The sequence below is a fragment of the Nonomuraea terrae genome, from assembly GCF_004348995.1.
In the GTDB taxonomy this organism is placed as follows: domain Bacteria; phylum Actinomycetota; class Actinomycetes; order Streptosporangiales; family Streptosporangiaceae; genus Nonomuraea; species Nonomuraea terrae.
In genome coordinates this window covers 54,018-75,567 of record NZ_SMKQ01000002.1, presented here as the reverse complement: position 1 = coordinate 75,567, position 21,550 = coordinate 54,018, and the positions used below count along the sequence as shown (strand labels likewise).

Below are 21,550 nucleotides of genomic sequence, written 5' to 3'. Positions count from 1 at the left end.
CATGACGCTAGGCAGCGCTTAGGACAGGCCCGGTCCTAAGTGTGCGGCAGACTGGTCGACGTGGTGGAGACCTCGGCGAGACTGCTGAAACTGCTGTCGCTCCTGCAGACCCCGCGCGACTGGTCGGCCACCGAGCTCGCCGGCCGTCTCGGCGTCAGCACCCGCACGGTCCGCAGGGACGTCGAGCGGCTGCGCGGCCTCGGATACCCGGTGGACGCCACCCAGGGCGCCGCCGGCTACCGGCTCGGCGCGGGCGCGGCGCTGCCGCCGTTGCTGCTCGACGACGACGAGGCGGTCGCCGTGGTGGTGGGGCTGCGCACGGCGGCGGGCGGCTCGGTCGCCGGGATCGAGGAGACCTCGCTGCGCGCGCTCACGAAGATCGAGCAGGTCCTGCCGTCGCGGCTGCGGTATCGGGTCAGCACCCTGCACACCGCCACGGTCAGAGCCGGTACGGCGCCCGGGCCGCAGGTGTCGACGGACACCCTCATGGTCATCGCGGACGCCTGCCGCCGGCGCGAACGGCTGCGCTTCGACTACACCAGCCCGCGTGGCGGCGACTCCGTGCGGTCGGTGGAGCCGTACCACCTGGTCAGCTTCGGGCGGCACTGGTATCTCGTCGGCTTCGACACCGGCCGCGGCGACTGGCGTACGTTCCGGGTGGACCGGCTCACTCCGCGCACGCCGAACGGGCCGCGCTTCGCGCCGAGGCGGCCGCCGTACGACGACGTGGCGGCCTATCTGGCGTACCAGCTGTCGTCGCGGACGTGGCCGTGCCGGGCCACCGTCACCCTCCACGAGTCCGCCGAAGCCGTCGCCGACCGGGTCTGGCCGGGGATGGGCGTCGTCGAGGCCGTGGACGACCACAGCTGCCTGCTCCACGTCGGCGCCGAGACCCCGTCGGACCTGGTCTGGATGATCACCTCGGTCGACGCCGGCTTCACGCTCACCAGCGGTCCGCCCGAGCTGGCCGACGCCCTGCGCGCACAGGCCGAGCGCTGCCTGCGCGCCGTACGGGAACAGTGAGGGCCGGCCTCCGCGCGGAGGCCGGCCGGGGTGTCGTGTCAGCCGCCGAAGAGGGGGCCGAGCTTGAGCAGCAGCTCGTAGACGCCGTAGGCGAACGGCACGCCCACCCATGCCCAGGTGACGACCATCAGGGCGGTACGCCGCGGCGCCGCCGTGTTCTGCTCCGCCATCATGATCCTCCTTGCGGTACGGCCGCGATGTTCTTCTCGGGCGCCTCGGTGGCCGGCGGCTCGTGGTACTTCGGGTTCACCGGGCGGATCAGCTCGTTGGCCACGAAGCCGACCGCCAGCAGCGCGATCATGATGTAGAGCGACGTCGTGTAGAGCGCCGGGCCCGTCTTGCCGGCCGCCTCCTGGGAGTCGGCGATGGCGTTGACGATCAGCGGGCCGAGGACGCCCGCGGTGGACCACGCCGTCAGCAGGCGGCCGTGGATCGCGCCCACCTGGTACGTGCCGAACAGGTCCTTCAGGTACGCCGGAGCGGTCGCGAAACCGCCGCCGTAGAAGGACAGGATGCCCATCGCGCACAGGATGAACACGAAGCTGGCGGAGTCGCCGGCGAGCGTGATCACCAGGTACAGCAGCGCGCCGACACCGAGGTAGACGCGGTACATGTTCTTGCGCCCGATGGCGTCGGACGCCGACGACCAAGCGAGCCGGCCCGCCATGTTCGCCAGCGAGAGCAGGGCCACGAAGCCCGCCGCCGCGCTGACCGAGACCGGCGTGGACGTGTTGGCGAAGAAGTTCGTGATCATGGGCGCGGCCTTCTCCAGGATGCCGATGCCCGCGGTCACGTTGAAGCAGAGGACGATCCACAGGCACCAGAACTGCGGCGTGCGGATCGCGTTGCGTGCCGAGACGTTCGCGGTCGTGATGAGCGCGCGCCCGGTCGTCTCCGGCGGTGTCCAGCCCGCGGGGCGCCAGCCTTCCTTGGGGACCCTGATCAGGAAGACGCCGAGGGACATGAAGATCGCGTAGACGACGCCGTGCACGACGAACGCCGTCGCGATCCCGCTGGTCGTCGAGCCGAAGGAGCTGAGCATCTGCGCCGACCACGGCGAGGCGATGAGCGCGCCGCCGCCGAAGCCCATGATCGCGATGCCCGTCGCCATGCCGGGACGGTCGGGGAACCACTTCATCAGCGTGGACACCGGCGAGATGTAACCGATGCCGAGGCCGATGCCGCCGACGATGCCGTACCCGAAGACGACCAGCCAGTACTGCCCGGTCGCGACGCCGAGCGCGGCGATCAGGAAGCCGACCGAGAAGCAGACGGTCGAGACGAACATCGCCCAGCGCGGGCCGTTGCGCTCCACCAGCGGTCCGCCGAACGCGGCGGACAGGCCCAGCATGACGATGCCGAGCTGGAAGGGGAGGGCGCTCTGGGTGCCCGAGAGGTGGAGAGCGTCTTCAAGCGCGGGCTTGAAGACGCTCCACGCGTACGCCTGCCCGATGGAGAGGTGTACGGACAGCGCGGCCGGGGGAACCAGCCACCGGCTCCAGGTGGGTGGCGCCACCGAACGGGCGCGACTCAGAAACCCACCAGAGGTGGAATATTTCAACGTTTGACCATCTTCCGGCATGAATGAGTAGTATGTCGGCATTGATACTGTTTGTCTAGATTATCTGACAGTAGTCATGCCACTGCGTCATGGAGTCGCTGCCGCGGCCCGGGGGCTGTCGCGACCGCCCCAGCGGCTCGAGGAACAGTGTGCAGTATTTTGGACAACGCTGGATAGCCGGAAATGGAGTATCGGGTGGCTAAAAAGGCTCCACGGCAGGACGTCGGCGACGAAGCCCTCCATGTCGGATCACCGAAGCAGTGGGCGGCCGGCGTGCCCGGCGTGGCCCACTCCCTGGAGATCTCGTACGCCCAGATGGGGGTCAAGCGCGCATTCCTGACGTTGACTCAGGTCAACCAGAAGAACGGCTTCGACTGCCCCGGCTGCGCGTGGCCGGAAGGCGATCATCGCAGCTTCGCCGAGTTCTGCGAGAACGGCGCGAAAGCGGTCGCCGAGGAGGCCACCCTGCGCAGGGTGACGCGCGAGTTCTTCGCCGAGCACCCGGTCAGCGAGCTGGCGAAGCGAACGGACTACTGGCTCGGGCAGCAGGGCCGGCTCACCGAGCCGATGCTCAAGGCGGCCGGCTCCGACCACTACGTGCCGGTGTCGTGGGACGACGCGTTCTCGCTCATCGCCGACGAGCTGCGGGGCCTCGACAGCCCGGACGAGGCGCTCTTCTACACCTCCGGCCGCACGTCGAACGAGGCCGCGTACGTCTACCAGCTCCTGGTGCGCCGGTTCGGCACCAACAACCTGCCCGACTGCTCCAACATGTGCCACGAGTCCAGCGGCTCGGCGCTCACCGAGACGCTCGGCATCGGCAAGGGCACGGTCCTGCTGGACGACCTCTACAAGTCCGACCTGATCTTCGTCGTCGGCCAGAATCCCGGCACCAACCACCCGCGCATGCTGACGGCCCTGGAGAAGGCCAAGAAGAACGGCGCCCGCATCATCGCGGTGAACCCGCTGCCCGAGGCCGGCCTGATGCGGTTCAAGAACCCGCAGCGACCGGTGGGCGTCGTCGGCAACGGCACCCAGATGGCCGACCGGTTCCTGCAGATCCGCATCAACGGCGACCTCGCGCTCTTCCAGGCCCTGTCGCAGCGGCTGCTGGAGGCCGATGACGCGGCTCCCGGCACGGTGATCGACCGCCGCTTCGTCGAGGAGCACACGCACGGCTTCGACGACTGGGAGAAGCACCTCCGCGACCTCGACTGGGCGGACGTCGAGGAGGCGACGGGGCTGTCCCGCGCGGAGATCGACGACACGGCCAAGGAGATCCTCGGCGCGAAGTCGGTCATCGTCTGCTGGGCGATGGGCCTCACCCAGCACAAGAACTCCGTGCCGACCATCCGCGAGGTCGTCAACTTCCTGCTGCTGCGCGGCAACGTCGGTCGTCCCGGCGCCGGTGTCTGCCCGGTGCGCGGGCACTCCAACGTCCAGGGTGACCGCACGATGGGCATCTACGAGAAGCCCCCGGCGGCCTTCCTCGACGCGCTGCGCGCCGAGTTCGGCTTCGAGCCGCCGCGCGAGCACGGCCACGACGTCGTCGACTCGATCAGGGCGCTGCGCGACGGCGAGGCCAAGGTGTTCTTCGCCATGGGCGGCAACTTCGTCTCCGCGACTCCCGACACCGAGGTGACCGAGGCGGCGCTGCGCAAGGCCCGGCTCACCGTCCAGGTGTCGACCAAGCTCAACCGCTCGCACGCGGTCTGCGGCGAGCAGGCGCTCATCCTGCCCACGCTGGGCCGTACGGAGCGCGACGGCGACCGGTTCGTCACCGTCGAGGACTCCATGGGCATGGTGCACGCCTCCAGGGGACGCCTGCGCCCGGCCTCGCCGGACCTGCTGCCCGAGGTCGCCATCGTCTGCAGGCTCGCCAGGCGGCTGTTCGGCCAGGACGGCATCCCGTGGGAGCGCTTCGAGTCGGACTACGACGCCATCCGCGACAGCATCGAGCGCGTGGTGCCCGGCTTCGACGACTTCAACGCCCGCGTACGCGAGCCGGGCGGGTTCGTGCTGCCGAACGCGCCGCGTGACGAACGGCGTTTCGCCACCGTCACGGGCAAGGCGAACTTCACCGTCAACGAGCTGCGGGTGCTGCGCGTCCCGGAGGGGCGGCTGCTGCTGCAGACGCTGCGCAGCCACGACCAGTACAACACCACCATCTACGGCCTGGACGACCGCTACCGCGGCGTCCACCAGGGCCGCAGGGTCGTGTTCGTCAACCCCGACGACCTGGCCCGGCTCGGCATCGCCGACGGCGAGACGGTCGACCTGGTCAGCGAGTGGCCCGACGGGGAGCGCACGGCCGAAGGGTTCCGGGTGATCGCGTACGCCACCGCGCGCGGCTGCTGCGCGGCGTACTACCCCGAGACCAACGTGCTCGTGCCGCTGGACTCGGTCGCGGAGACGTCCAACACGCCGACCTCGAAGAGCATCGTGGTGCGCCTCGCCCGCCGGGTGATGTCGGTCTCCGGGTAGGCCGATTCGGGATACTCTGCCGGGCGTGCGGCGAGTGATCAGGTCTCGAGGGTTATGGTGCGTGCTGTCCGCTGCCGTTCTGGCGGCGGTCGCCGTGCTGGTCGTACGCTCCCGCCGCCGCCCGGCGGGAGCGCCACCTGAGACGGCGAGCCCGGCAGGAGCGCCGCCCGAGCCCGAGAGCCCGGTGACGCAGTGGCCCCCGGCGCCGATCCTCGGCACCCCGACCGAGAAGGACGCCGACCGGTACGCCGCCAAGCCGTCCGTCCTGGATCGCCCCTCCCGGCTCTTCCCACCCCGGCAGCCGCTGGACGGGGCCACCCGGCGCCGCCTGACCCGCTGGGCCGTTGCCGGGCTCGCGCTCGTCGTGCTGGCCGGGGGCGTTCAGGCTCTGGAATCGGCCGTCTTCTCCGGCGGAACGGAGGAGGCGACGGTGGCCGAGACGGAGCAGGGCGGCTCAGCTGTCTTCGTAGGCACAGGCGGCCGGCAGGAGCCGGTCCCCGACTACGCGTCGAGCCCCGACCACGCATCAGTCCCCGACCACGCATCAGTCCCCGACTACGCGTCGAGCCCCGACGCGGACTGCCGCCCCCAGAAGGCCGCCCCGCGCGTACGGAAGATCGACGCGAAGGTCTCCCGGGCGGTGAACCGGCAGTGGCGGCGGATCGAGGCGTGGCTGAAGAAGAACGCCCCGCGCAGCCATCGCACGCTCGGCAGGCCCGCGAAGGCCCGGGCCATCGCGGCGGCCGAGGCGGAGCTGGGGGTGCGCTTCCCCGACGATCTGCGGGCGTCGCTGCTGCGGCACGACGGGACCACGTTCGTGGCGGAGACCTGGGGCTTCGGCTTCCTGGGCCACTGGAACATGAGCGTCCGCGAGATCCGGGAGAACTGGTGGCAGCTCTGCGAGATCGACGGCGAGGACATGGGCGGCGATCCGCGCGAGGAGTGGTGGGACGGGCGCATGCTGCCCGTCGGCGCCGATGGGAGCGGTGATCATCTCGTGGTCGACACGGTGCGGCGCGACGTCGGAGACACCGATCACGAGGGCAGTATGAGCTTCGCGCCAGGAGGGGTGCGGATTCGCTCTTACTACGCCCTGCTCAAGGCCACCGCCGACGCCCTGGAGCAGGGCGGCTCCATCGGCTACTGGCGGCCGAGGGCGGCCGGCGGCGAGCTGGAATGGGACGTGCGCTGACTCGGGCGCCGTCGAGCAGGTAGTCCGACATGCGCACCCGGCGCAGCCGCCGCCAGAACGCGACCGCGGTGTCCGGCCAGAGCACCGTGATCCGGCCGCTGCTCGGGTCCTGGTACCAGCTGCGGCAGCCGCCCGTCTGCCACACCGTGTGGGCCATGCGGCCCTGCAGCCACTCGTTGAAGGCGCGCTGCACCTCGGCGCGCACTTCGAGGGAACCCCGGCGCCGCATCCGGCGCACGCAGGCCACGACGTAGCGGGCCTGCGCCTCGATCATGAAGATCTGGGAGTTGTGGCCGAGCGCGGTGTTCGGGCCGACCATGACGAACAGGTTGGGGAAACCGGCGACCGTGGTGCCCAGGTACGCCTGGTCGCCGTCCCGCCACGCCTCCGCCAGCGAGAGGCCGTCACGGCCGACGATCGACATGCGGGTCACGGTGTGATGGGCGTCGAAGCCGGTCGCGTAGATCAGCACGTCGGCCGGCGCCTCGACGCCGTCCGTCCCCACCACCGAACCGGGCCGGACCTCCTTGACGCCGCCGTCGCGCACCTCGACATCCGGGCGGGTGAGGGCCGGATACCAGTCGCTGGAGATGAGCAGGCGCTTGCAGCCGATCGCGTAGTCCGGGGTCAGCCTGGCCCGCAGCTCCGGGTCGGCGACCTGCCGTTCCAGCAGCCTCCTGGCGTACCGGGCGGTCGTGGCCATGGCGGCCGGGTCGCCGACGAAGCCGCGGGCCCGCTTCTCGTGGGTCCAGAACAGCCTGGCCCGCACGTACCACCGGTACGGCGGGAGACGCCGGGCGAGCCACCGCTGCCGCTCGGTGAACGCGCGGTCCGCCTTGGGCAGGATCCAAGGCGGCGTGCGCTGGTACACCGTCACCGCGGCGGCTCGCCCGGCGATGGCCGGGACGAACTGGATCGCGCTGGCCCCCGTGCCAAGCACCGCGATCCGCTTCCCGGTCAGATCGACCCCGTGATCCCACGTGGCCGAGTGGAACACCGCCCCCCGGAACTGCGCGGCGCCCGGCAGGTCCGGAATGGCGGGGTGGTGCAGCGGCCCGACCGCGGAGACCACGAACCGGGCCGTGTACCGCTCTCCCGCCGCCGTGGTCACCTCCCAGTGCCGGCCCGACCAGCGTGCCTCGACGACCTTCGCGCCGTACCGGATCCGGTCGAGCAGGCCGCGCCTGCGGGCGACGCCGCGCAGGTAGTCCAGGATCTCCGCCTGGCCGGCGAAGAGCCGGGTCCAGCCGGCCCGCTGGTCGAAGGAGAAGGAGTACAGCGGCGACGGGATGTCGCAGCAGCAGCCCGGATAGGTGTTGTCCCGCCAGGTGCCGCCGAGGTCGTCGGCGGCCTCCAGGACGAGGAACGAGCGCAGGCCGGCCCGGTCGAGCAGCGCGGCCACCCCCAGGCCGCTGAACCCGGCGCCGATGATCAGCACGTCGAGCTCGGCGCTGCCGGGCCGGCCCCGCTCAGCCTGTCGCGGCATCGGACTCCTCGCTCAGCCGCCGCTTGAGCACCTTGCCTGCCGGGTTGCGGGGCAGCTCGGTGACGAACCGGAACTCGGCCGGGATCTTGTAGTCGGCCAGCCGGGCGGCGGCGTAGGCGCGCAACTCCTCGGCGGTGGGCGAGGTGCCGGGCCGCGGGACGACGACCGCGCGGACCCGCTCGTCGAAGAGGGGGTCGGGCACGCCGACCACGGCGATGTCGGCGACGTCCGGGTGCTCGGCGATGACGCTCTCGACCTCCAGGCTGTAGATGTTCTCGCCACCCCGGATGATCATGTCGTTGAGCCGGTCGAGCACGCGTACGTAGCCGTCGGCGTCGACGGACCCGACGTCGCCGGTGCGCAGCCAGCCGCCGGCGAAGGCCTTCGCGGTGGCGCCGGGCCGTTCCCAATACCCGGCCGCGACCACCGGACCGCGTACGCACAGCTCGCCGACCTGCCCCCGCAGGTCACGAGGCGGTGCGCCGTCGATCGAGATGCCCAGCTCGACGCCGGACACGGCCCGGCCGACGCTCCAGGGCCGCGTCGTGTACTCCTCGCCGTCGACGTACGTGACGATCGAGGTCGCCTCGGTCAGCCCCCAGACGTTGGCCAGCCGCAGCTTGGGCAGCCGCTCCGCCACCTGCGCGGGGAAGGTCTCGGGCACCGGCGAGCCGCCCATGACGAACAGCCGCAGCGCCGACAGGTCCGCGGAGTCGACGTCGTCCAGCATCAGCAGCAGCCGCAGCATCGCCGCGACCCCCGCGAACACCGTGATCCGCTCGCGGACGAAGAGGTCGAGCACGGTGGCCGCGTGGAACGACGGCGTCATCACGCAGCAGCCGCCGGCCGAGACGAAACCGACGAATAACGACACCAGGCCGGTGGCGTGGAACATCGGCGCCGCGATCAGCGTGCGCTCGCCGGGCGCCGCGCCGAGCCGCTCCCGGACGGTGCCCGCGTTGAACAGCAGGTTCGCGTGGGTCTGCATCGCGCCCTTCGGTCTGCCGGTCGTGCCCGAGGTGTACAGCAGGTGGGCGACGTCGCCGGGCCTGCGGGCGACGCCGGGCGGCGTGGCGGGGGCCGGCGGGGCGCCGGTGCAGGCGACGATCTCGGCCACCCGCAGCGGCTCGGCCACCGAGTCCGGCGCCAGCCGGGCGGCGAAGTCATCGTCGGTCAGGACGTACCGGGCGCCGCTGTCGCGTAAGACGTACTCGATCTCCGGGGTGGTGAACCGGGTGTTCACCAGCACGGCGATCGCTCCGGCCAGCTGGATGCCGAGGTAGCCGGTGGCGTGGTGCCAGCCGTTCGGCAGCAGGACGGCCACCCGGTCGCCGGGCCGGACGCCCAGCGCGGCCAGCCTGGCGGCGGCGGCCCGCGCGCGTCGCAACACGGCCGCGTAGTCGAGCCGCCGCGGCCCGTCGACCAGCGCCTCGCGCGAGCCGTGCTCCTTCGCGACCGCGAGCAACATCGAGGCGATCGTGTCAGTCAAGGTTTCTCCGGGGTCGGGGTCGCGGCTCGTGTCGATCAAACGATCGGCATGCTAGGGCGGAGCCTGCTCGGCCGTCAAGGCGAGGCATGTTCGCGCGCGGGGCCGCCCTGCTAGGCTCGCCGCACTCATCGGCCACTGACCTGGGCCGACGGGAGGCGGAGCGGAAAGGCGGACCCGATTGGCCAGGAAGCGCAGCCTGGACGAAGGCCCGGTGCTGCGAGAGCGGATCATGGGCCAGGCCAGCGCGCTCTTCCAGGAGCGCGGCTACGCGGCGACCTCGATCCGGGACATCGCCGAGGCGGCGGGCATCTCGTCCTCGACGATGTACCACTACTTCCAGAACAAACAGGAAGTGCTGTACGCGATCATCACGAAGTTCATGGCGGACTTCCTCGCGGCGACCGTGCCGGTGCTGCAGGACCGGACCAGGCCGCCCACCGCGCGGATACGGGAGATCGTCCGCGTCCATCTGGAGATGAGCGACGACCGACGGCCCGAGCTGCTGATCGGCAACCCGATCCGCTACGCGCTCAGCCCTGACCAGCGGCGCGAGGGCATCCACCTGCAGAAGGCGTACCACGACGCGGTGCGCGACGTGATCGCCGAGGGGTGCGCGACCGGCGAGTTCCAGGTCGACGACGCCGGCATGGCCACGATGGCGGTGCTCGACATGCTCAACGGCGTGCGCGAATGGTTCCGGCGGTCGGGCCCGTTGAGCCGGGACGAGGTCGTCCACCACTACACCACCTTCGTCTGCAAGATCCTCCGCGCCTGATCGCGGCTCCGGGAGACGAACGTCGTGGACGAACGGCTTTCGTTCTGTGGCGAATTACGCATTCGAGGCGAGGAATCCTGCCTTGCCGGAGATCACACGGGCAGGTCAGGGCGTCCGCCACGGGTTCCGGCCCCGGGGGGTTGATGATCCGGCGCGCGGCGTTCGCATAGAGTTGCGGCTCGTGACAGGGACGCCTGTCGCGCAGCGCCGCCTTTCCGGCGCCGGAACCGGGCCCGACGCAGACCGGGCGTTCCGCGACCGCAGCCATTGATGTGAGATGAGGACGAACTGTGTCACGACTTCGTACGGCCCCGAAGGCGGTCCTGCTGCTCGCCGTGATGGCGGGGTTGTCGGCTTGCGGGAGCTCTTCGGCGCAGGCCCCCGCCGTGGACACGCCGTCGGCGGCGTCGAGCTCGGCCGCCGCCGCGCCCAGCTCCGCCGTTGAGACGCCGAGCTCCGCCGTTGAGACGCCGAGTGAGAGCGGCACGCCGACCGCTCCGGCGGCCGCCGTGCCCGCCTGCGCGGCCGACGACGTCGAGGTGACGCTCACTGAGCAGCCGCAGCGGCGCGAGGGAGACACCCGGATGGCGCTCCTGCACGTCACGAACACCTCTGACGGCACCTGCGGCGTGGCGGGCCGGCCGGTGGTCACCCTGGTGAACGCGGCCGACGAGGCCGTGGACGTGCCCACGGAGAACGTCGCCCAGCCGGGCGAGTCGGTCCCGGCCGACCTGACCGCGGGCGGCGGCGCGTTCGCCGGGATCAAGTGGACGGTCTGCGACAAGAGCGACTCCGACTGCCCGACCGGCAACGGCTTCAAGGTGGGGCTCGCCAAGGGCGGGCCGCAGGTGGCGGCGACCCTGGAGGGCTTCCCCGCCCCCGAGCAGTCCGGCATCACCGTCAAGTCGCTCCAGGTCGGCACGTTCCAGCCCAGCAACCAGGGCGTCGTCGCCTGGTAGCGCGTACTCAGCAGGATTTAGGTACCTCTACTCAGGCGGCCGGCGCGTCCAGGCCGGACCCTGGGAGCATGAGCAAACCCGTCCAGCCCAGCATGACCGCCGCTTACTTCGCGCAGTGCGTCATCTCGTTCGGTGTGGCGCTCGGGAGCGTGACGCTCGGCGTCCTCTACCTCCCCATCGACGCCTGGATCCGGGCGTTCCTGGCGATCGCCGTGCTCTACACGGTGACGTCGGCCTTCGTCCTGGCCAAGTGCATCCGGGACCGGCACGAGGTGGCCAACATGGCGAGCCGCATCGACCAGGCGCGCCTGGACAAGCTGCTCGCCGAGCACGACCCGTTCAAGGTCGACGCTTCCTGAGCCCGCTACGCCTGGTCGAGCCCGCGCTCGATGGCGTAGCGGACGAGCTCGACCCGGTTGTGGAGGTGGAGCTTGCTCAGGGTGTTCTGCACGTGGTTCTGCACGGTGCGGTGGCTGAGCGTCAGCCGTTCGGCGATCTGCTTGTAGGACAGGCCCTTGGCGACGAGGCGCAGCACCTCGGTCTCGCGGTCGGTGAGGCGGGGGCCTCCGACTGCGGGCCGCTGCGTGGCCAGGCGGCGGTACTCGCCGAGCACCAGACCGGCCAGGCCGGGGGTGAAGACCGGTTCGCCCTCGGCCGTGCGCCGGACGGCGTCGAGGAACTCCTCCCGGCTCGCGGACTTGACCAGGTAGCCGGAGGCGCCCGCCTTGACGGCCTCCAGCACGTCGTCCTGCTCGCCGCTGGCCGACAGCACCAGCACGCGGGGCGGCCGCTCGGACGCCGCCAGCCCTCGGGCCACCTCCACCCCGGCCAGGTCGGGGAGCCGCAGGTCGAGCACGACCACGTCGGGGCGTACGGCGCCGGCGACGCGCAACGCCTGGCGCCCGTCGCCGACGGTCGCCACCACCTCGTAACCGGCCTGCTCCAGGTCACGGGCGACCGCGTCCCGCCACATCGGGTGGTCGTCCACCACCATCACCCGCAGAGCGCTGGTCATGCCCGTCACTCTAGAAGCAGAGGGACGGTCAGTTCGACCTCGGTGCCCTGGCCGGGGGCGGACGTGATCTCGACGGTGCCGCCCACTCCCGCGATCCGGCCCCGGACGGACTGCGCGATGCCGAGCCTGCCCTCGGCCGCGGCCTCCTCGATGCGTCCCGCGGGGATGCCGGGGCCGTCGTCGCGTACGGTGACCGTCATCCGGACGCCGTCGTCCTCGGCGAAGACCCAGGCACCGGCATCCTTGCCGCAGTGGCGCCGGACGTTGTCGAGCGCCGCGCCCACGGCCGCCACGACCTCCCGGGCCTGGTGGGCGGGGAGCGGCAGCGGGGTCGCGGGGGTCGATACGGTGACCGTCGCGGAGGCGAAGCGGCGTAATCGGGCGCCCACGTCGACCGTCTCCGCGGTGTCCTGGTCCGGTGGCCCGCTGCGGACCATCTCGCGCAGCGCCGCCTCCTGTTCACCGGCCAGCCGTCCCAGCTCGGCGGCCTCCCCGCCGATCTCCAGGCCGCGGCGCTGCACCAGCGCCAGCACCTGCAGGACGGAGTCGTGGATGCCGCGGGCGAGCCGTTCGCGCTCGCGGACGGCGGCCTCCGCCTCGACGGCGCGCTGGAGCCGTTCCTCCGCCTGTTTGGTGAGCCGGGCCACGTGGCCGACGACGCTGCCGGCGAGGATGAGCAGCACGGCCCCGTTGACGGGGGCGGACAGGCTCCATTCGCGCAGGCCGCGCAGCCACAGGTCGCCGAGCGACAGGATGACCGCCGAGACGGCGCCGGCCCGCCGCCCGCCGTACACGCCCCAGGCCAGGACCGGCCCGCCGACCCAGGTCGCCGTGAGCGGCATCAGCCCGGAGGCCCTGGCGTCGGGCCCCTGGACGTACGGCGAGCTCAGCAGGCAGGCGAGCGTGACGACGACGTCGAGCGCCAGGAGCCGCGCGTTCGGGCGGGCGACGGTGACGACCGCCGTCCAGACCGCCATCACGCCGATGACCAGCCAGCCCGCGACGGGACGCTGGTAGCCGCCGGCGCTCACCAGCAGCAGCACGGCGTACCCCAGGGAGGCGACGCGGTAGACCGCGATCGCCCGCCAGAACGACCCCTCGATCCCCATATGACCTGACTTTAGGGGGCGGATCAGTCGAGCCAGATGACGATTCCGGTCATGCCGTTGAGGACGGCGGCGACGCCCGCCCGGATGGCCCGGCCGGCGCGTTCGGGGGTGAAGCTCGCCGGATCGTACGTCGAGGACATGCCGAGACCTTCGCCGCGGAACGACGCGCCGGTCCAGTCCGCGGCGGTGACGTTCTCCGTGGGCTCGGCCAGCTCCGCGCCGACCACGAGGAACTGCTGGTCGAGGTGGTTGGGGCTGACCATGGCCAGGGGGTCGACGAGGTCGTTGCCGGCGCTGACGATGAGGTCGGGCTTCAGCTGGATCGCCTGGCTGATGCTCGCGACGTACTGGTGCGGGTCCGTGGGCGCGATGGTCCGCAGGTCGACGTCGTTCTCCTCGGCCCACGTCAGCACGGCGTCCACCAGGGTCCGGGTCTGGGGGTCCTGGCCGGTCGTGAGCAGTACCACGCGGTAGTCCTCCGACGGGCGCACGTCGTCCCAGGAGCCGGCGCGCGGCGTGATCGTCGACTCGGGGGCCGGCGTCGCGGCCGGATCGGAGAACCCCGGGGCGAGGGAGCCGACGGCGGTGGGCTCGGCGTGCGGTCGCGACCAGTCGTCGCCCGCGCCGCATCCGCCGGCCAGTGCGGCGAGCGCGACCACCGCGGCGAGCGTTCGGGCGGGCAGGAGCCGGGAGCGCATGGGATGGAGTCCTCCGGGACGGCGGGGAAGAAGGCGCCGGTCGGGTGCCGGCACCAGCGCCTAATTCCTACCTCATTGCCCCTGATTCTTCGAGATAAGGGTCGTTTCTGCCTAGTTGGGTTCATTGTCGGTTCGCGGATGCGACGCCGTTCGTTCATGTCGGCCGAGGAGATTGCGTACGTCCGAAACTCCTAGAGGAGTCACATGTTCCACGTCGCTCGGCGTCGTGCCTGTGCCGTCGCCGCCGTAGCCGTGGCCGTTCTGCTCAGCGCCGCACCCGCGTTCGCCCATGGATTCACCTCGACCGTCTACGTCGAGCTCACCTCGCCCGGCAGCGGGCACGTGCGGTCGGAGATCGGGCTGGAGTACGACCTGCTCGTCGTCTCGGCCGCCGACGCGCAGGGCGACGATCCGCTGTTCCGGCAGGGCGACACCGCCTGGGAGAACGGCGACACGCCAGGCCAGAAGGCCGCGCTCGACGCCCACGCCGACTCGGTCGTGGCGTACGTGACCAGGCGCTTCGGCGTCACGGCCGAGGGCGAGGCGTGCACCCCGGCGCGCGACGGAGACTTCTCGATCGAGCAGCGCGAGGGCGTGCCGTACGCGCTGCTGGTGCTCGACTACCGCTGTCCCGCCGCCGCGCAGGCGCACGAGGTGCGCAGCGGGCTGTTCCCCGACGCCGAGGGCTACGTGAAGGACACCAAGACGGTGATCACGTACGACCTGGACCTGGTCTCCGGCAGCGCGGCCCTCGACGCCGAGCATCCGGCGTTCTCCACCCAGCAGTCCTTCGCCGAGCGGTTCTGGAACTTCTTCCGGCTCGGCGCCGAGCACCTGCTCACCGGGCTCGACCACATCCTGTTCCTGCTGGCGCTCATCGCCGGGTCGCGCCGGCTTCGCGAGATCGTGCTGGCGGCGACGACGTTCACGCTGGCCCATTCGGTGACCTTCATCCTCGCCGCGCTCGGGCTCGTCGAGGTGCCGGCCGCGTTCGTCGAGCCGGTCATCGCGCTGTCGATCGCGGTCGTCGCGGGCTGGCACCTGTGGCGGCTCTGGAGCCGCCGGTCGCACGCCACGGAGCTGGAGAGCCTCGGTGCCGGTCACTTCAGCCTGGACCGCGCGGGCTGGACCAGGCTCGCGGTGGTCTTCTGCTTCGGCCTGGTGCACGGGCTCGGCTTCGCCTCGGCCCTGGGCATCGACCAGCCTTTGTCGTGGACGCTGCTGTGGTCGTTGCTGGTCTTCAACGTGGGCATCGAGGCCGTCCAGCTGGCCGTCATCGCCGTCGTCTTCCCGCTGCTCGCCGTGCTGCGCCGTCGTCGGCCGGTCGCGGGCCTGTGGGCGACGGGGGCGATCGCCGCGGGGGTGTCGGTCATGGGGCTGGTGTGGTTCGTGCAGCGTGTGATCGGAATATGAGAAATCTTCGCATCTTCCGGCAAGCGCCAGCGTGAGACTGCCCGAAGTTAACCCATTGGTCACCGATGCCCGAAATGGTTAATCGGCTTTTCAGTACCCTCTCAGTGCTTGAACGGACAAAATCTGATGAAGCTTGACAATGGCACGCAGCGGCGTGGGCAGTTCCTTCGCCGGGCCGCTGTGGCCGCCACCGCGGCGGTCATGGGCGTCAGCGCTGTGATCGGCAGCGGCCTGACAGCCGCCGCCCAGGCCGCCGACGGCACGGCGCCCACCGGCATCGTCCTCGGCGTGGGCGCCAACGAGGCCCAGCGCGTCGTGTCCTGGTACGCCGCGGACGGCACCGCCAAGGTCGTCCAGGTGGCCCCCACCCACAAGGTCCACAAGGGCCAGTTCCCCAAGGACGCCGTCACCATCCCGGCCACCGTCACCGCGAACGTCGTCAGCGGCGGTTACAACGGGCACGCCACGATCAACGGCCTGAAGGAGCACACCTCGTACTCCTACCGGGTCGGCACCGGCGGCACCTGGTCCCCGACGTACACCTTCAAGACCCAGAAGTTCGACGGCGACTTCGACTTCCTGTTCTTCGGCGACCCGCAGATCGGCTCGTCGGGCAACTCGACCAGGGACGGCGACGGCTGGGCCGACACCCTGCGGGTGGCCACCGCCGCCAACCCGAACGCCGAACTGCTGGTCTCCGGCGGCGACCAGGTCGAGAGCGCCAACAACGAGACCAACTGGAACGACTTCCTGCGGCCCGACCAGCTGCGCCGGTACCCGTGGGCCGCCACCATCGGCAACCACGACGTCGGCGGCAAGGCGTACGAGCAGCACTTCTGGACGCCGAACACCGACCGTTCCACGCCGTTCTACAACGGTGACACGAACACCCGCTCCGGCGGCGACTACTGGTACACCTACAAGGACGTGCTGTTCATCGACCTGAACAGCAACGCCTACGCCAACGGCTCCGACGCCGCGCACATCGACTACGTCACCAAGGTCATCAAGGAGCACGGCGCCGACGCCAAGCACACCGTGCTGGTCTACCACCACGCGATCTACTCGCCGGCCAACCACGCCAACGACGGCGACAACCAGCTGCGCCGCAAGGACTTCCCGACCGCCTTCTCGAACCTCGGCGTCGACCTGGTCCTGCAGGGTCACGACCACAGCTACTCCCGCAGCTACGTGATCAAGAACGGTCAGAAGGCGAACCCGGACGAGAAGCCCGGCGACGCCGAGGTCGAGGCCGGTCCGGGCGGCGTCATCTACGTGACGGCCAACTCCGCCTCCGGCTCGAAGTACTACGACCTGAGCAAGCCCGACATCACCAAGGACCCGAACTACGGTCCCGACCCGCTCAACCCCAAGAACCACTGGGCGAACTCGGTCGAGAACCAGGAGCACGTGCGTACGTACGTGAAGGTCCAGGTGGACGACGACAAGCTGACCGTCGAGAACGTCCGCAGCGGCGACTGCGAAGGCCCCAACTCCGCCGTGGAGCTGGGCCAGGAGTCCTGGTGCGGCCCTGACAGCGGCGCCAGCCCCGCGCAGCCCGTCGGCTCGCTCGTCGACAAGGTGGTCATCAACCCCTCCCGCGACGACGACGGCCACGGCGATGACCACGGCGATGACCACGGTCACGGCAACGGTCACGACGGCAAGGACGACCACGGCAACGGCCACGGCCACGACGATGAGGACAGCGCGGTCGCGACCACCACGGCGAGCTGGCTCCAGTAGCCGATCGCGGTCGCGCCGGACCCGCTGATCCGGCCTGCTCCTCGTAGTGGGGTGGGCGTCGCCGACGCCCACCCCATCCGCACATCCGCAACTCCCAGACTGCCCGAGGTTCACCAGATGCGTCCGACCACAGCGTTCGCAGCCATCGTGGCGTTGCTCGCCGCGCTCGGCCTCGCCGGCCCCGCCGCCGCGGCGGACGGTGACGCCTCATGGGCGGTCGGCACGGCCGCCAACGACTTCGGCTCCGACCGGGACAACTACAGCTACGTGCTGAACCCCGGCGGGAGCCTCACCGACGGCATCGTGATCACGAATGACGGCACCACGCCGCTCCACCTGGCCGTGTACGCCGCCGACGCGTTCACCTCCGGCGAAGGGCGGCTCGACCTGCGTCCCAAGAACGCCGAGGCGGCGGGGGTGGGCGCGTGGGTCCGCCCAGAGCGCCCCGACGTGACGGTCGAGCCCGGTCAGTCGGCCGAGGTGCCGTTCACGCTGACCCTTCCCGGCGACGTGGCGCCCGGCGACTACATGGGCGGCGTCGTCACCGAAGGTGAGGGGAACCAGCGGCACGGCATCCGCATCCGCCTCCGCGTGGGCGGCGAGCTGAAGCCGCGCCTGTCGGTGGAGGACGTGCGGGTGAGCTACTCGGGGACGTCCAACCCGTTCGGCGCGGGTGACGCCTCCGTCGCGTACACGATCCGCAACACGGGCAACGCCATCCTCGCCGCCCGGCAGGAGGTGTCGCTGTCCGGGCCCTTCGGCAGCCTGGCGGTGGACGCCGGGAAGATCGCGGACACGCCGCAGCTGTTGCCCGGCGACACCTGGAAGGTGTCCGTGCCGGTCCGCGGGGTGGCGCCCGTGCTGCGGGTGGCGGGGACGGTCGCGCTCACGCCGCTGCTCACCGACGCGTCCAACTCGATCGCCCCGCTCACCGCCGTCCAGACCACCGCGCACACGTGGACGCTCCCGTGGGCGCTGCTGCTCCTCCTCGCCGTCGTCTGCGTGCTCGCCGTGCTCGGCTACCGGCTCGTGCGCCGGCGTTCCGCCTGAAACGCTGTCGACAGCGCGCCGATCCCGGCCGGATCATGCTGGGGTGCTGATCCCCGACGTCACCCTCGAACTGGTCCCGCACTGCGAGAGCGTGCCTCGGCCCGCCTGCGCGCCCGAAAAGGTCAGCCCTTCAGGCCGGACATCATCGCGGCCTGCATGAAGTGCCGCTGCGCCAGCAGGTAGACGATCAGGATCGGCAGGAAGGCCAGCACCGCCCCGGCCATCTCCAGGGGAGCTGGCTGACCTGCTGGCGCAGGCCGGCGACGCCCACGGTGAGGGTGCGCATGCTCTCGTCCTGGCCGACGACCAGTGCCAGAGGAGGTCGTTCGTCACTCCGAGCCCGTCAGTGGGGATTCTTCATTAAGGGCTGGGCCGTTATTCACAACCAGCGTTCGAGCCAGGTGATGGCGCTGTCCGGCTCGGCCTCGTGGCCGCCGCCGTGCAGTTCGAGCCGTACGCGGTCGGCGTGGCCGAGGCGGGCCCAGTGCTCCCTGGCCCGCTCGAACTCGGCGGCGACCTCCGCGGGCCAGCCGATGTCGTCCGCCCACCCGTGCTGCACCATGACGGGCCGCGGGCAGATCAGGCTGAGGAGATCCGCGTCGGCGAACTCGCGCAGGAGCCCGGGGTGGTGGGCGTGGAAGGCGGGTGTGTCGAGGAAACACGTGTACCTCGGGTCCGGCACGGCCAGCTTGCCCAGGCGCTCGTTGAAGTACGACGAGATCACGCCGGCCCGGAGCCGGGGCTCAAGGGGCATCCAGTACTGCGTGGCCAGCCCGCCCCAGCTCCGCCCCCACATGCCGATCCGGCCGGGGTCGACGGGCGCGAGGTCGGCCACGACGTCCAGCAGGCATCGCGCCCGTGCGAACTCGATGCCCTCCACCAGCCCGCCGCCGATCCAGGCGAGCCGCTGGAGGCGGTTGCGCTCCTCGTAGCCGGCCACGTTGAACGGCGCGAGCACCGTGAATCCCCTGCGGACCAGCTCGACCCCCGCTTCGTGGTACGCCCCCGACCCGTCGCAGACCTCGAACGCGATCTCCGGAACGCTGTCCAGGCCGTGCTGGAACACCACGAGCCGGCCGTCGTGGTCCCCCCGCGGGGTGGCGAGGACGGCTTCGGCGCTGAGGCCGTTGTCGAGCGGGAGCCGTACCCACTTCGTCGTGACGTCGTCGCGAAGCGGGTGGTCCTCGACCTCCACGGGACCGGCCGGCTTGAGCTCGGGCACCCCGAGCAGCCGCGCCCAGCGCAGCCTGTTCGGCTCGACGCTCGCCGCGTAGGCGTCCTCGTCCGTGTGATCGCGCCGCCACGCGTCCTCACGGCGTGTCGCGTACCCGTCCACGAGCGTCCGCCGCAGAAAGTCCTCGAGTTCGACCCGCTGCCGGCGATTACGCTCCCGCCGCCAGCTGTCGTAGGTGACCGATCGCATGGGGGCTCTTTAGATAACGGTCTTGACCGAAATTAAGCCGATCTCCGTCTGGCCGTCAAGCACCCCGGGTACGGAACCTCCATGCGGATCCTCGCGCTGACCGGCCCACCGGCGGCGGGCAAGAGCACTGTGGGCCGGCGGCTCGCCTCCGCCCGCTCTCGATGCGCCTTCGTCGACGTGGACGACGTCCGCCAACTGGTGATCGCCGGCGCGGCGGCCCCCTGGGAGGGCGCGGAAGGTCGCCGTCAGCGGCGCCTCGGCGCGCTCAACGCGGCGAGCCTCGCCCGGAACTTCGCCGAGGCCGCGATCGACGTCGTCATCGCCGACGTCCTGAACGCCGACGCGCTCGGCGTGTACCGCGCGGCCCTGGACGACCTCCTGGTGGTGCACCTGCACGCGTCGTACGAACGGGCCCGCGAGCGCGCCCTGACCCGCCCGGTTCACCTCACCTGGGACGAGTTCGCGCTGCTGCACCGGGAGCAGGAGGCCATGAGCGGCGCCGACGCGTACCTGGACACCACTGACCTGACCCTGCGCGAGACGGTGGGTCGTGTTCTGGCGCTCTGGGGGACCTGCGGTTAGAGGGCGAGCCCCGTGCGGGGCTCGCCCTCGCTGGGTCAGCCGACCGCGCGGAAGCTGCGGCCGTCGAAGGTCGGGAAACTGTGGATGTCGGTGGGCGGGTACGCGAGCGCGCGACCCGTGCAGTCGGTCGTCTCGTACACGCGGATGGTCGTGTCGGTGTCGTTGGACTCCGAGTGCGCCGTGAACGGCAGGGTGGCGCACGCGGTGGACGCCGGGAGGGTCACCGACTGGCCGGTGAAATCACCCGACCAGAACGTGACACCCGACCCCGACTCGGCAGAGGCGGGCACGGCGGATCCGAGCGCGATGCACAGCGACGCGGCGCCCGCGAGACCCCAAGCGAACGTGAGCTTGGTACTACGCATGACTTCTCCCTTGAACTGACCGTTGAAGAGGACATGACACCGGCCGGGCCAATGCGATCTTTAATGTTCAAACTTAAAAAGTCAACACCGGTATTATTGTTGAGTGGAATATCATTCGGTATTTCACGAAATCGCAGTATTGGCTCCTTCGAAGGGTGGCACCCTGGAAGGACCGCGATCAGGAGGAGACCATCGATGTCCCAGCACTTCGGCGTCCCGCCCGCCCCCCGGCGCACACCGCTCACCGCGGAGGAGAAGGCCCGGGGTGAGGCGGCCTTCGCCCCGCTGGTCGCCGAGCATCTCCTCGCCGGCGGCCGCTTCCGGATCACCGCCGACACCCCGGAGATGGTGGAGCTGTTCCAGAACGCCGCCCGCAGGGTGAGCGACTCGCTCCAGCGCCCCGTGGTGAGCTACGCCAACGGCAGGGACATCGTCATCACCTTCGGCGAGGATTGACAGCGCTCAGGGAGATCCCTCAATCGCGCTCGGAGCGAACCCGCCTCCCACCGCACACCCCGCAGACGAGACGGCGACCCAGCCGTCCTCGTCGGGCTGTTCGAGCTCGGTTGCCGAGAGCCGCCCGCCGTAGTCACAGGGCTCCGTCAACGGCGCGGCGAACAGCGGGAAGGACATGGGCGGTACGTGGAGAAGCCCGTCGGAGGGATGAGTCGGAGGGATGAGATGGACAAAAGAGACGCGGCGCTGATGGGGGTCGCGATCGAGGAGGCGCGCAGGAGTATGGAGGAGGGCGGCATCCCCATCGGGGCCGCGCTGGCCTCCGACGGGCGCCTCGTCGCCGCCGGCCACAACGAGCGCATCCAGCGCGGAGACCCGATCGCGCACGGCGAGATCGCCTGCCTGCGTAACGCCGGGCGCATGGCCTCCTACAGCGGGACGACGCTGTACACCACGCTCTCCCCCTGCGAGATGTGCAGCGGTGCGGTGCTGCTGTTCCGGATCCCGCGACTCGTGGTCGGGGAACGGCGCACCTACCCGGGTGACGTGGGCTTCCTGCGTTCCCGGGGCGTCGAGGTGGTGGTGCTGGACGACGAGGAGTGCGCGTCCATGATGCTGCGGTTCCAGCGCGAGCATCCCCGGGAGTGGAGCGAGGACATCGGAGGACGATGACACGACATTTCACCGCATCACCTGGCCATTTGTGATTTAAGCCGATGTAAGT

General features: G+C 70.8%; 21 protein-coding genes. 12 read left to right on the top strand and 9 right to left on the bottom strand.

Annotation, left to right across the window (positions count from 1 at the left end; translation table 11 throughout):
* Window positions 1-60: 60 nt before the first annotated feature.
* Window positions 61-1,023, top strand: a complete 963-nt coding sequence (locus E1286_RS01290) for a helix-turn-helix transcriptional regulator (protein WP_132608307.1) — start codon at window positions 61-63, stop codon at window positions 1,021-1,023.
* Between the two features lie 38 nt (window positions 1,024-1,061).
* Here the strand turns inward: E1286_RS01290 and E1286_RS51105 are convergent, their stop codons facing one another.
* Window positions 1,062-1,196 carry an MFS transporter small subunit gene (locus tag E1286_RS51105; protein WP_281282604.1) on the bottom strand — a complete coding sequence of 45 codons (135 nt, stop codon included), beginning with the start codon at window positions 1,194-1,196 and terminating at the stop codon, window positions 1,062-1,064.
* Window positions 1,193-2,539 (bottom strand): L-lactate MFS transporter, encoded by a 1,347-nt coding sequence (locus E1286_RS01285; protein WP_425464729.1) that lies wholly within the window; start codon window positions 2,537-2,539, stop codon window positions 1,193-1,195. The genes E1286_RS51105 and E1286_RS01285 overlap by 4 nt, the downstream gene beginning before the upstream one ends.
* Before the next feature lie 240 nt (window positions 2,540-2,779).
* On the opposite strand from E1286_RS01285, the gene E1286_RS01280 reads away from it, so the two are divergent.
* Both E1286_RS01280 and E1286_RS01275 read left to right on the top strand, forming a co-directional pair.
* A complete protein-coding gene (locus E1286_RS01280; protein WP_132608303.1) occupies window positions 2,780-5,068 on the top strand; it encodes an FdhF/YdeP family oxidoreductase in 2,289 nt (762 codons plus the stop codon).
* 61 nt (window positions 5,069-5,129) lie between these two features.
* On the top strand, window positions 5,130-6,260 hold the full coding sequence (locus E1286_RS01275; RefSeq protein WP_165969511.1) for an SMI1/KNR4 family protein: 1,131 nt from the start codon (window positions 5,130-5,132) through the stop codon (window positions 6,258-6,260).
* Here E1286_RS01275 and E1286_RS01270 read toward each other — a convergent pair.
* On the bottom strand, window positions 6,166-7,746 hold the full coding sequence (locus E1286_RS01270) for a flavin-containing monooxygenase (RefSeq protein WP_132608299.1): 1,581 nt from the start codon (window positions 7,744-7,746) through the stop codon (window positions 6,166-6,168). The two genes, E1286_RS01275 and E1286_RS01270, sit on opposite strands and share 95 nt — an antisense overlap.
* On the bottom strand, window positions 7,730-9,235 hold the full coding sequence (locus E1286_RS01265; protein WP_223189418.1) for a class I adenylate-forming enzyme family protein: 1,506 nt from the start codon (window positions 9,233-9,235) through the stop codon (window positions 7,730-7,732). Before E1286_RS01265 ends, E1286_RS01270 begins: the two co-directional genes overlap by 17 nt.
* A 178-nt stretch (window positions 9,236-9,413) precedes the next feature.
* Here E1286_RS01265 and E1286_RS01260 point away from each other — a divergent pair, with 178 nt between their 5' ends.
* The 3 genes from E1286_RS01260 (at window position 9,414) to E1286_RS01250 (ending at window position 11,328) form a co-directional block, all read left to right on the top strand.
* Window positions 9,414-10,010 carry a TetR/AcrR family transcriptional regulator gene (locus tag E1286_RS01260; RefSeq protein WP_132608297.1) on the top strand — a complete coding sequence of 199 codons (597 nt, stop codon included), beginning with the start codon at window positions 9,414-9,416 and terminating at the stop codon, window positions 10,008-10,010.
* Between the two features lie 290 nt (window positions 10,011-10,300).
* A complete protein-coding gene (locus E1286_RS01255; protein WP_132608295.1) occupies window positions 10,301-10,969 on the top strand; it encodes a DUF4232 domain-containing protein in 669 nt (222 codons plus the stop codon).
* 68 nt (window positions 10,970-11,037) lie between these two features.
* Window positions 11,038-11,328: a YiaA/YiaB family inner membrane protein gene (locus tag E1286_RS01250; protein ID WP_132608293.1), complete on the top strand. Its 291-nt coding sequence runs from the start codon at window positions 11,038-11,040 to the stop codon at window positions 11,326-11,328.
* A gap of 5 nt (window positions 11,329-11,333) precedes the next feature.
* On the opposite strand, the gene E1286_RS01245 is transcribed toward E1286_RS01250, so the two are convergent.
* From E1286_RS01245 to E1286_RS01235, 3 genes are read right to left on the bottom strand one after another with little or no spacing between them, the layout of a single operon-like run.
* Window positions 11,334-11,984, bottom strand: coding sequence for a response regulator (locus tag E1286_RS01245; protein ID WP_132608291.1), 651 nt, complete (start codon window positions 11,982-11,984; stop codon window positions 11,334-11,336).
* 5 nt (window positions 11,985-11,989) lie between these two features.
* Window positions 11,990-13,093, bottom strand: a complete 1,104-nt coding sequence (gene macS, locus E1286_RS01240) for a MacS family sensor histidine kinase (RefSeq protein WP_132608289.1) — start codon at window positions 13,091-13,093, stop codon at window positions 11,990-11,992.
* 23 nt (window positions 13,094-13,116) lie between these two features.
* Complete coding sequence (locus tag E1286_RS01235) at window positions 13,117-13,791, bottom strand: type 1 periplasmic-binding domain-containing protein (RefSeq protein ID WP_132608287.1); 675 nt, start codon at window positions 13,789-13,791, stop codon at window positions 13,117-13,119.
* A gap of 204 nt (window positions 13,792-13,995) precedes the next feature.
* On the opposite strand from E1286_RS01235, the gene E1286_RS01230 reads away from it, so the two are divergent.
* The 3 genes from E1286_RS01230 (at window position 13,996) to E1286_RS01220 (ending at window position 18,000) form a co-directional block, all read left to right on the top strand.
* Window positions 13,996-15,204, top strand: coding sequence for a HupE/UreJ family protein (locus E1286_RS01230; protein WP_132608285.1), 1,209 nt, complete (start codon window positions 13,996-13,998; stop codon window positions 15,202-15,204).
* Window positions 15,205-15,330: 126 nt separating this feature from the next.
* The gene (locus E1286_RS01225; RefSeq protein WP_187368096.1) at window positions 15,331-16,950 is read left to right on the top strand and encodes a purple acid phosphatase family protein; all 1,620 of its coding nucleotides are present in this window, start codon (window positions 15,331-15,333) and stop codon (window positions 16,948-16,950) included.
* A 117-nt stretch (window positions 16,951-17,067) separates the two neighbouring features.
* The gene (locus E1286_RS01220) at window positions 17,068-18,000 is read left to right on the top strand and encodes a COG1470 family protein (protein WP_132608283.1); all 933 of its coding nucleotides are present in this window, start codon (window positions 17,068-17,070) and stop codon (window positions 17,998-18,000) included.
* A 379-nt stretch (window positions 18,001-18,379) separates the two neighbouring features.
* On the opposite strand, the gene E1286_RS01215 is transcribed toward E1286_RS01220, so the two are convergent.
* Window positions 18,380-19,423 carry a dienelactone hydrolase family protein gene (locus E1286_RS01215; RefSeq protein WP_132608281.1) on the bottom strand — a complete coding sequence of 348 codons (1,044 nt, stop codon included), beginning with the start codon at window positions 19,421-19,423 and terminating at the stop codon, window positions 18,380-18,382.
* A gap of 81 nt (window positions 19,424-19,504) precedes the next feature.
* On the opposite strand from E1286_RS01215, the gene E1286_RS01210 reads away from it, so the two are divergent.
* Window positions 19,505-20,005 (top strand): AAA family ATPase, encoded by a 501-nt coding sequence (locus E1286_RS01210; protein WP_132608279.1) that lies wholly within the window; start codon window positions 19,505-19,507, stop codon window positions 20,003-20,005.
* Between the two features lie 35 nt (window positions 20,006-20,040).
* Here the strand turns inward: E1286_RS01210 and E1286_RS01205 are convergent, their stop codons facing one another.
* A complete protein-coding gene (locus E1286_RS01205; protein WP_132608277.1) occupies window positions 20,041-20,370 on the bottom strand; it encodes a hypothetical protein in 330 nt (109 codons plus the stop codon).
* A gap of 195 nt (window positions 20,371-20,565) precedes the next feature.
* Here E1286_RS01205 and E1286_RS01200 point away from each other — a divergent pair, with 195 nt between their 5' ends.
* Together E1286_RS01200 and E1286_RS01195 are read left to right on the top strand one after the other, a co-directional pair.
* Window positions 20,566-20,826 carry a hypothetical protein gene (locus E1286_RS01200; protein WP_132608275.1) on the top strand — a complete coding sequence of 87 codons (261 nt, stop codon included), beginning with the start codon at window positions 20,566-20,568 and terminating at the stop codon, window positions 20,824-20,826.
* 225 nt (window positions 20,827-21,051) lie between these two features.
* Window positions 21,052-21,498, top strand: a complete 447-nt coding sequence (locus E1286_RS01195; protein ID WP_132608273.1) for a nucleoside deaminase — start codon at window positions 21,052-21,054, stop codon at window positions 21,496-21,498.
* Window positions 21,499-21,550 lie beyond the last annotated feature (52 nt).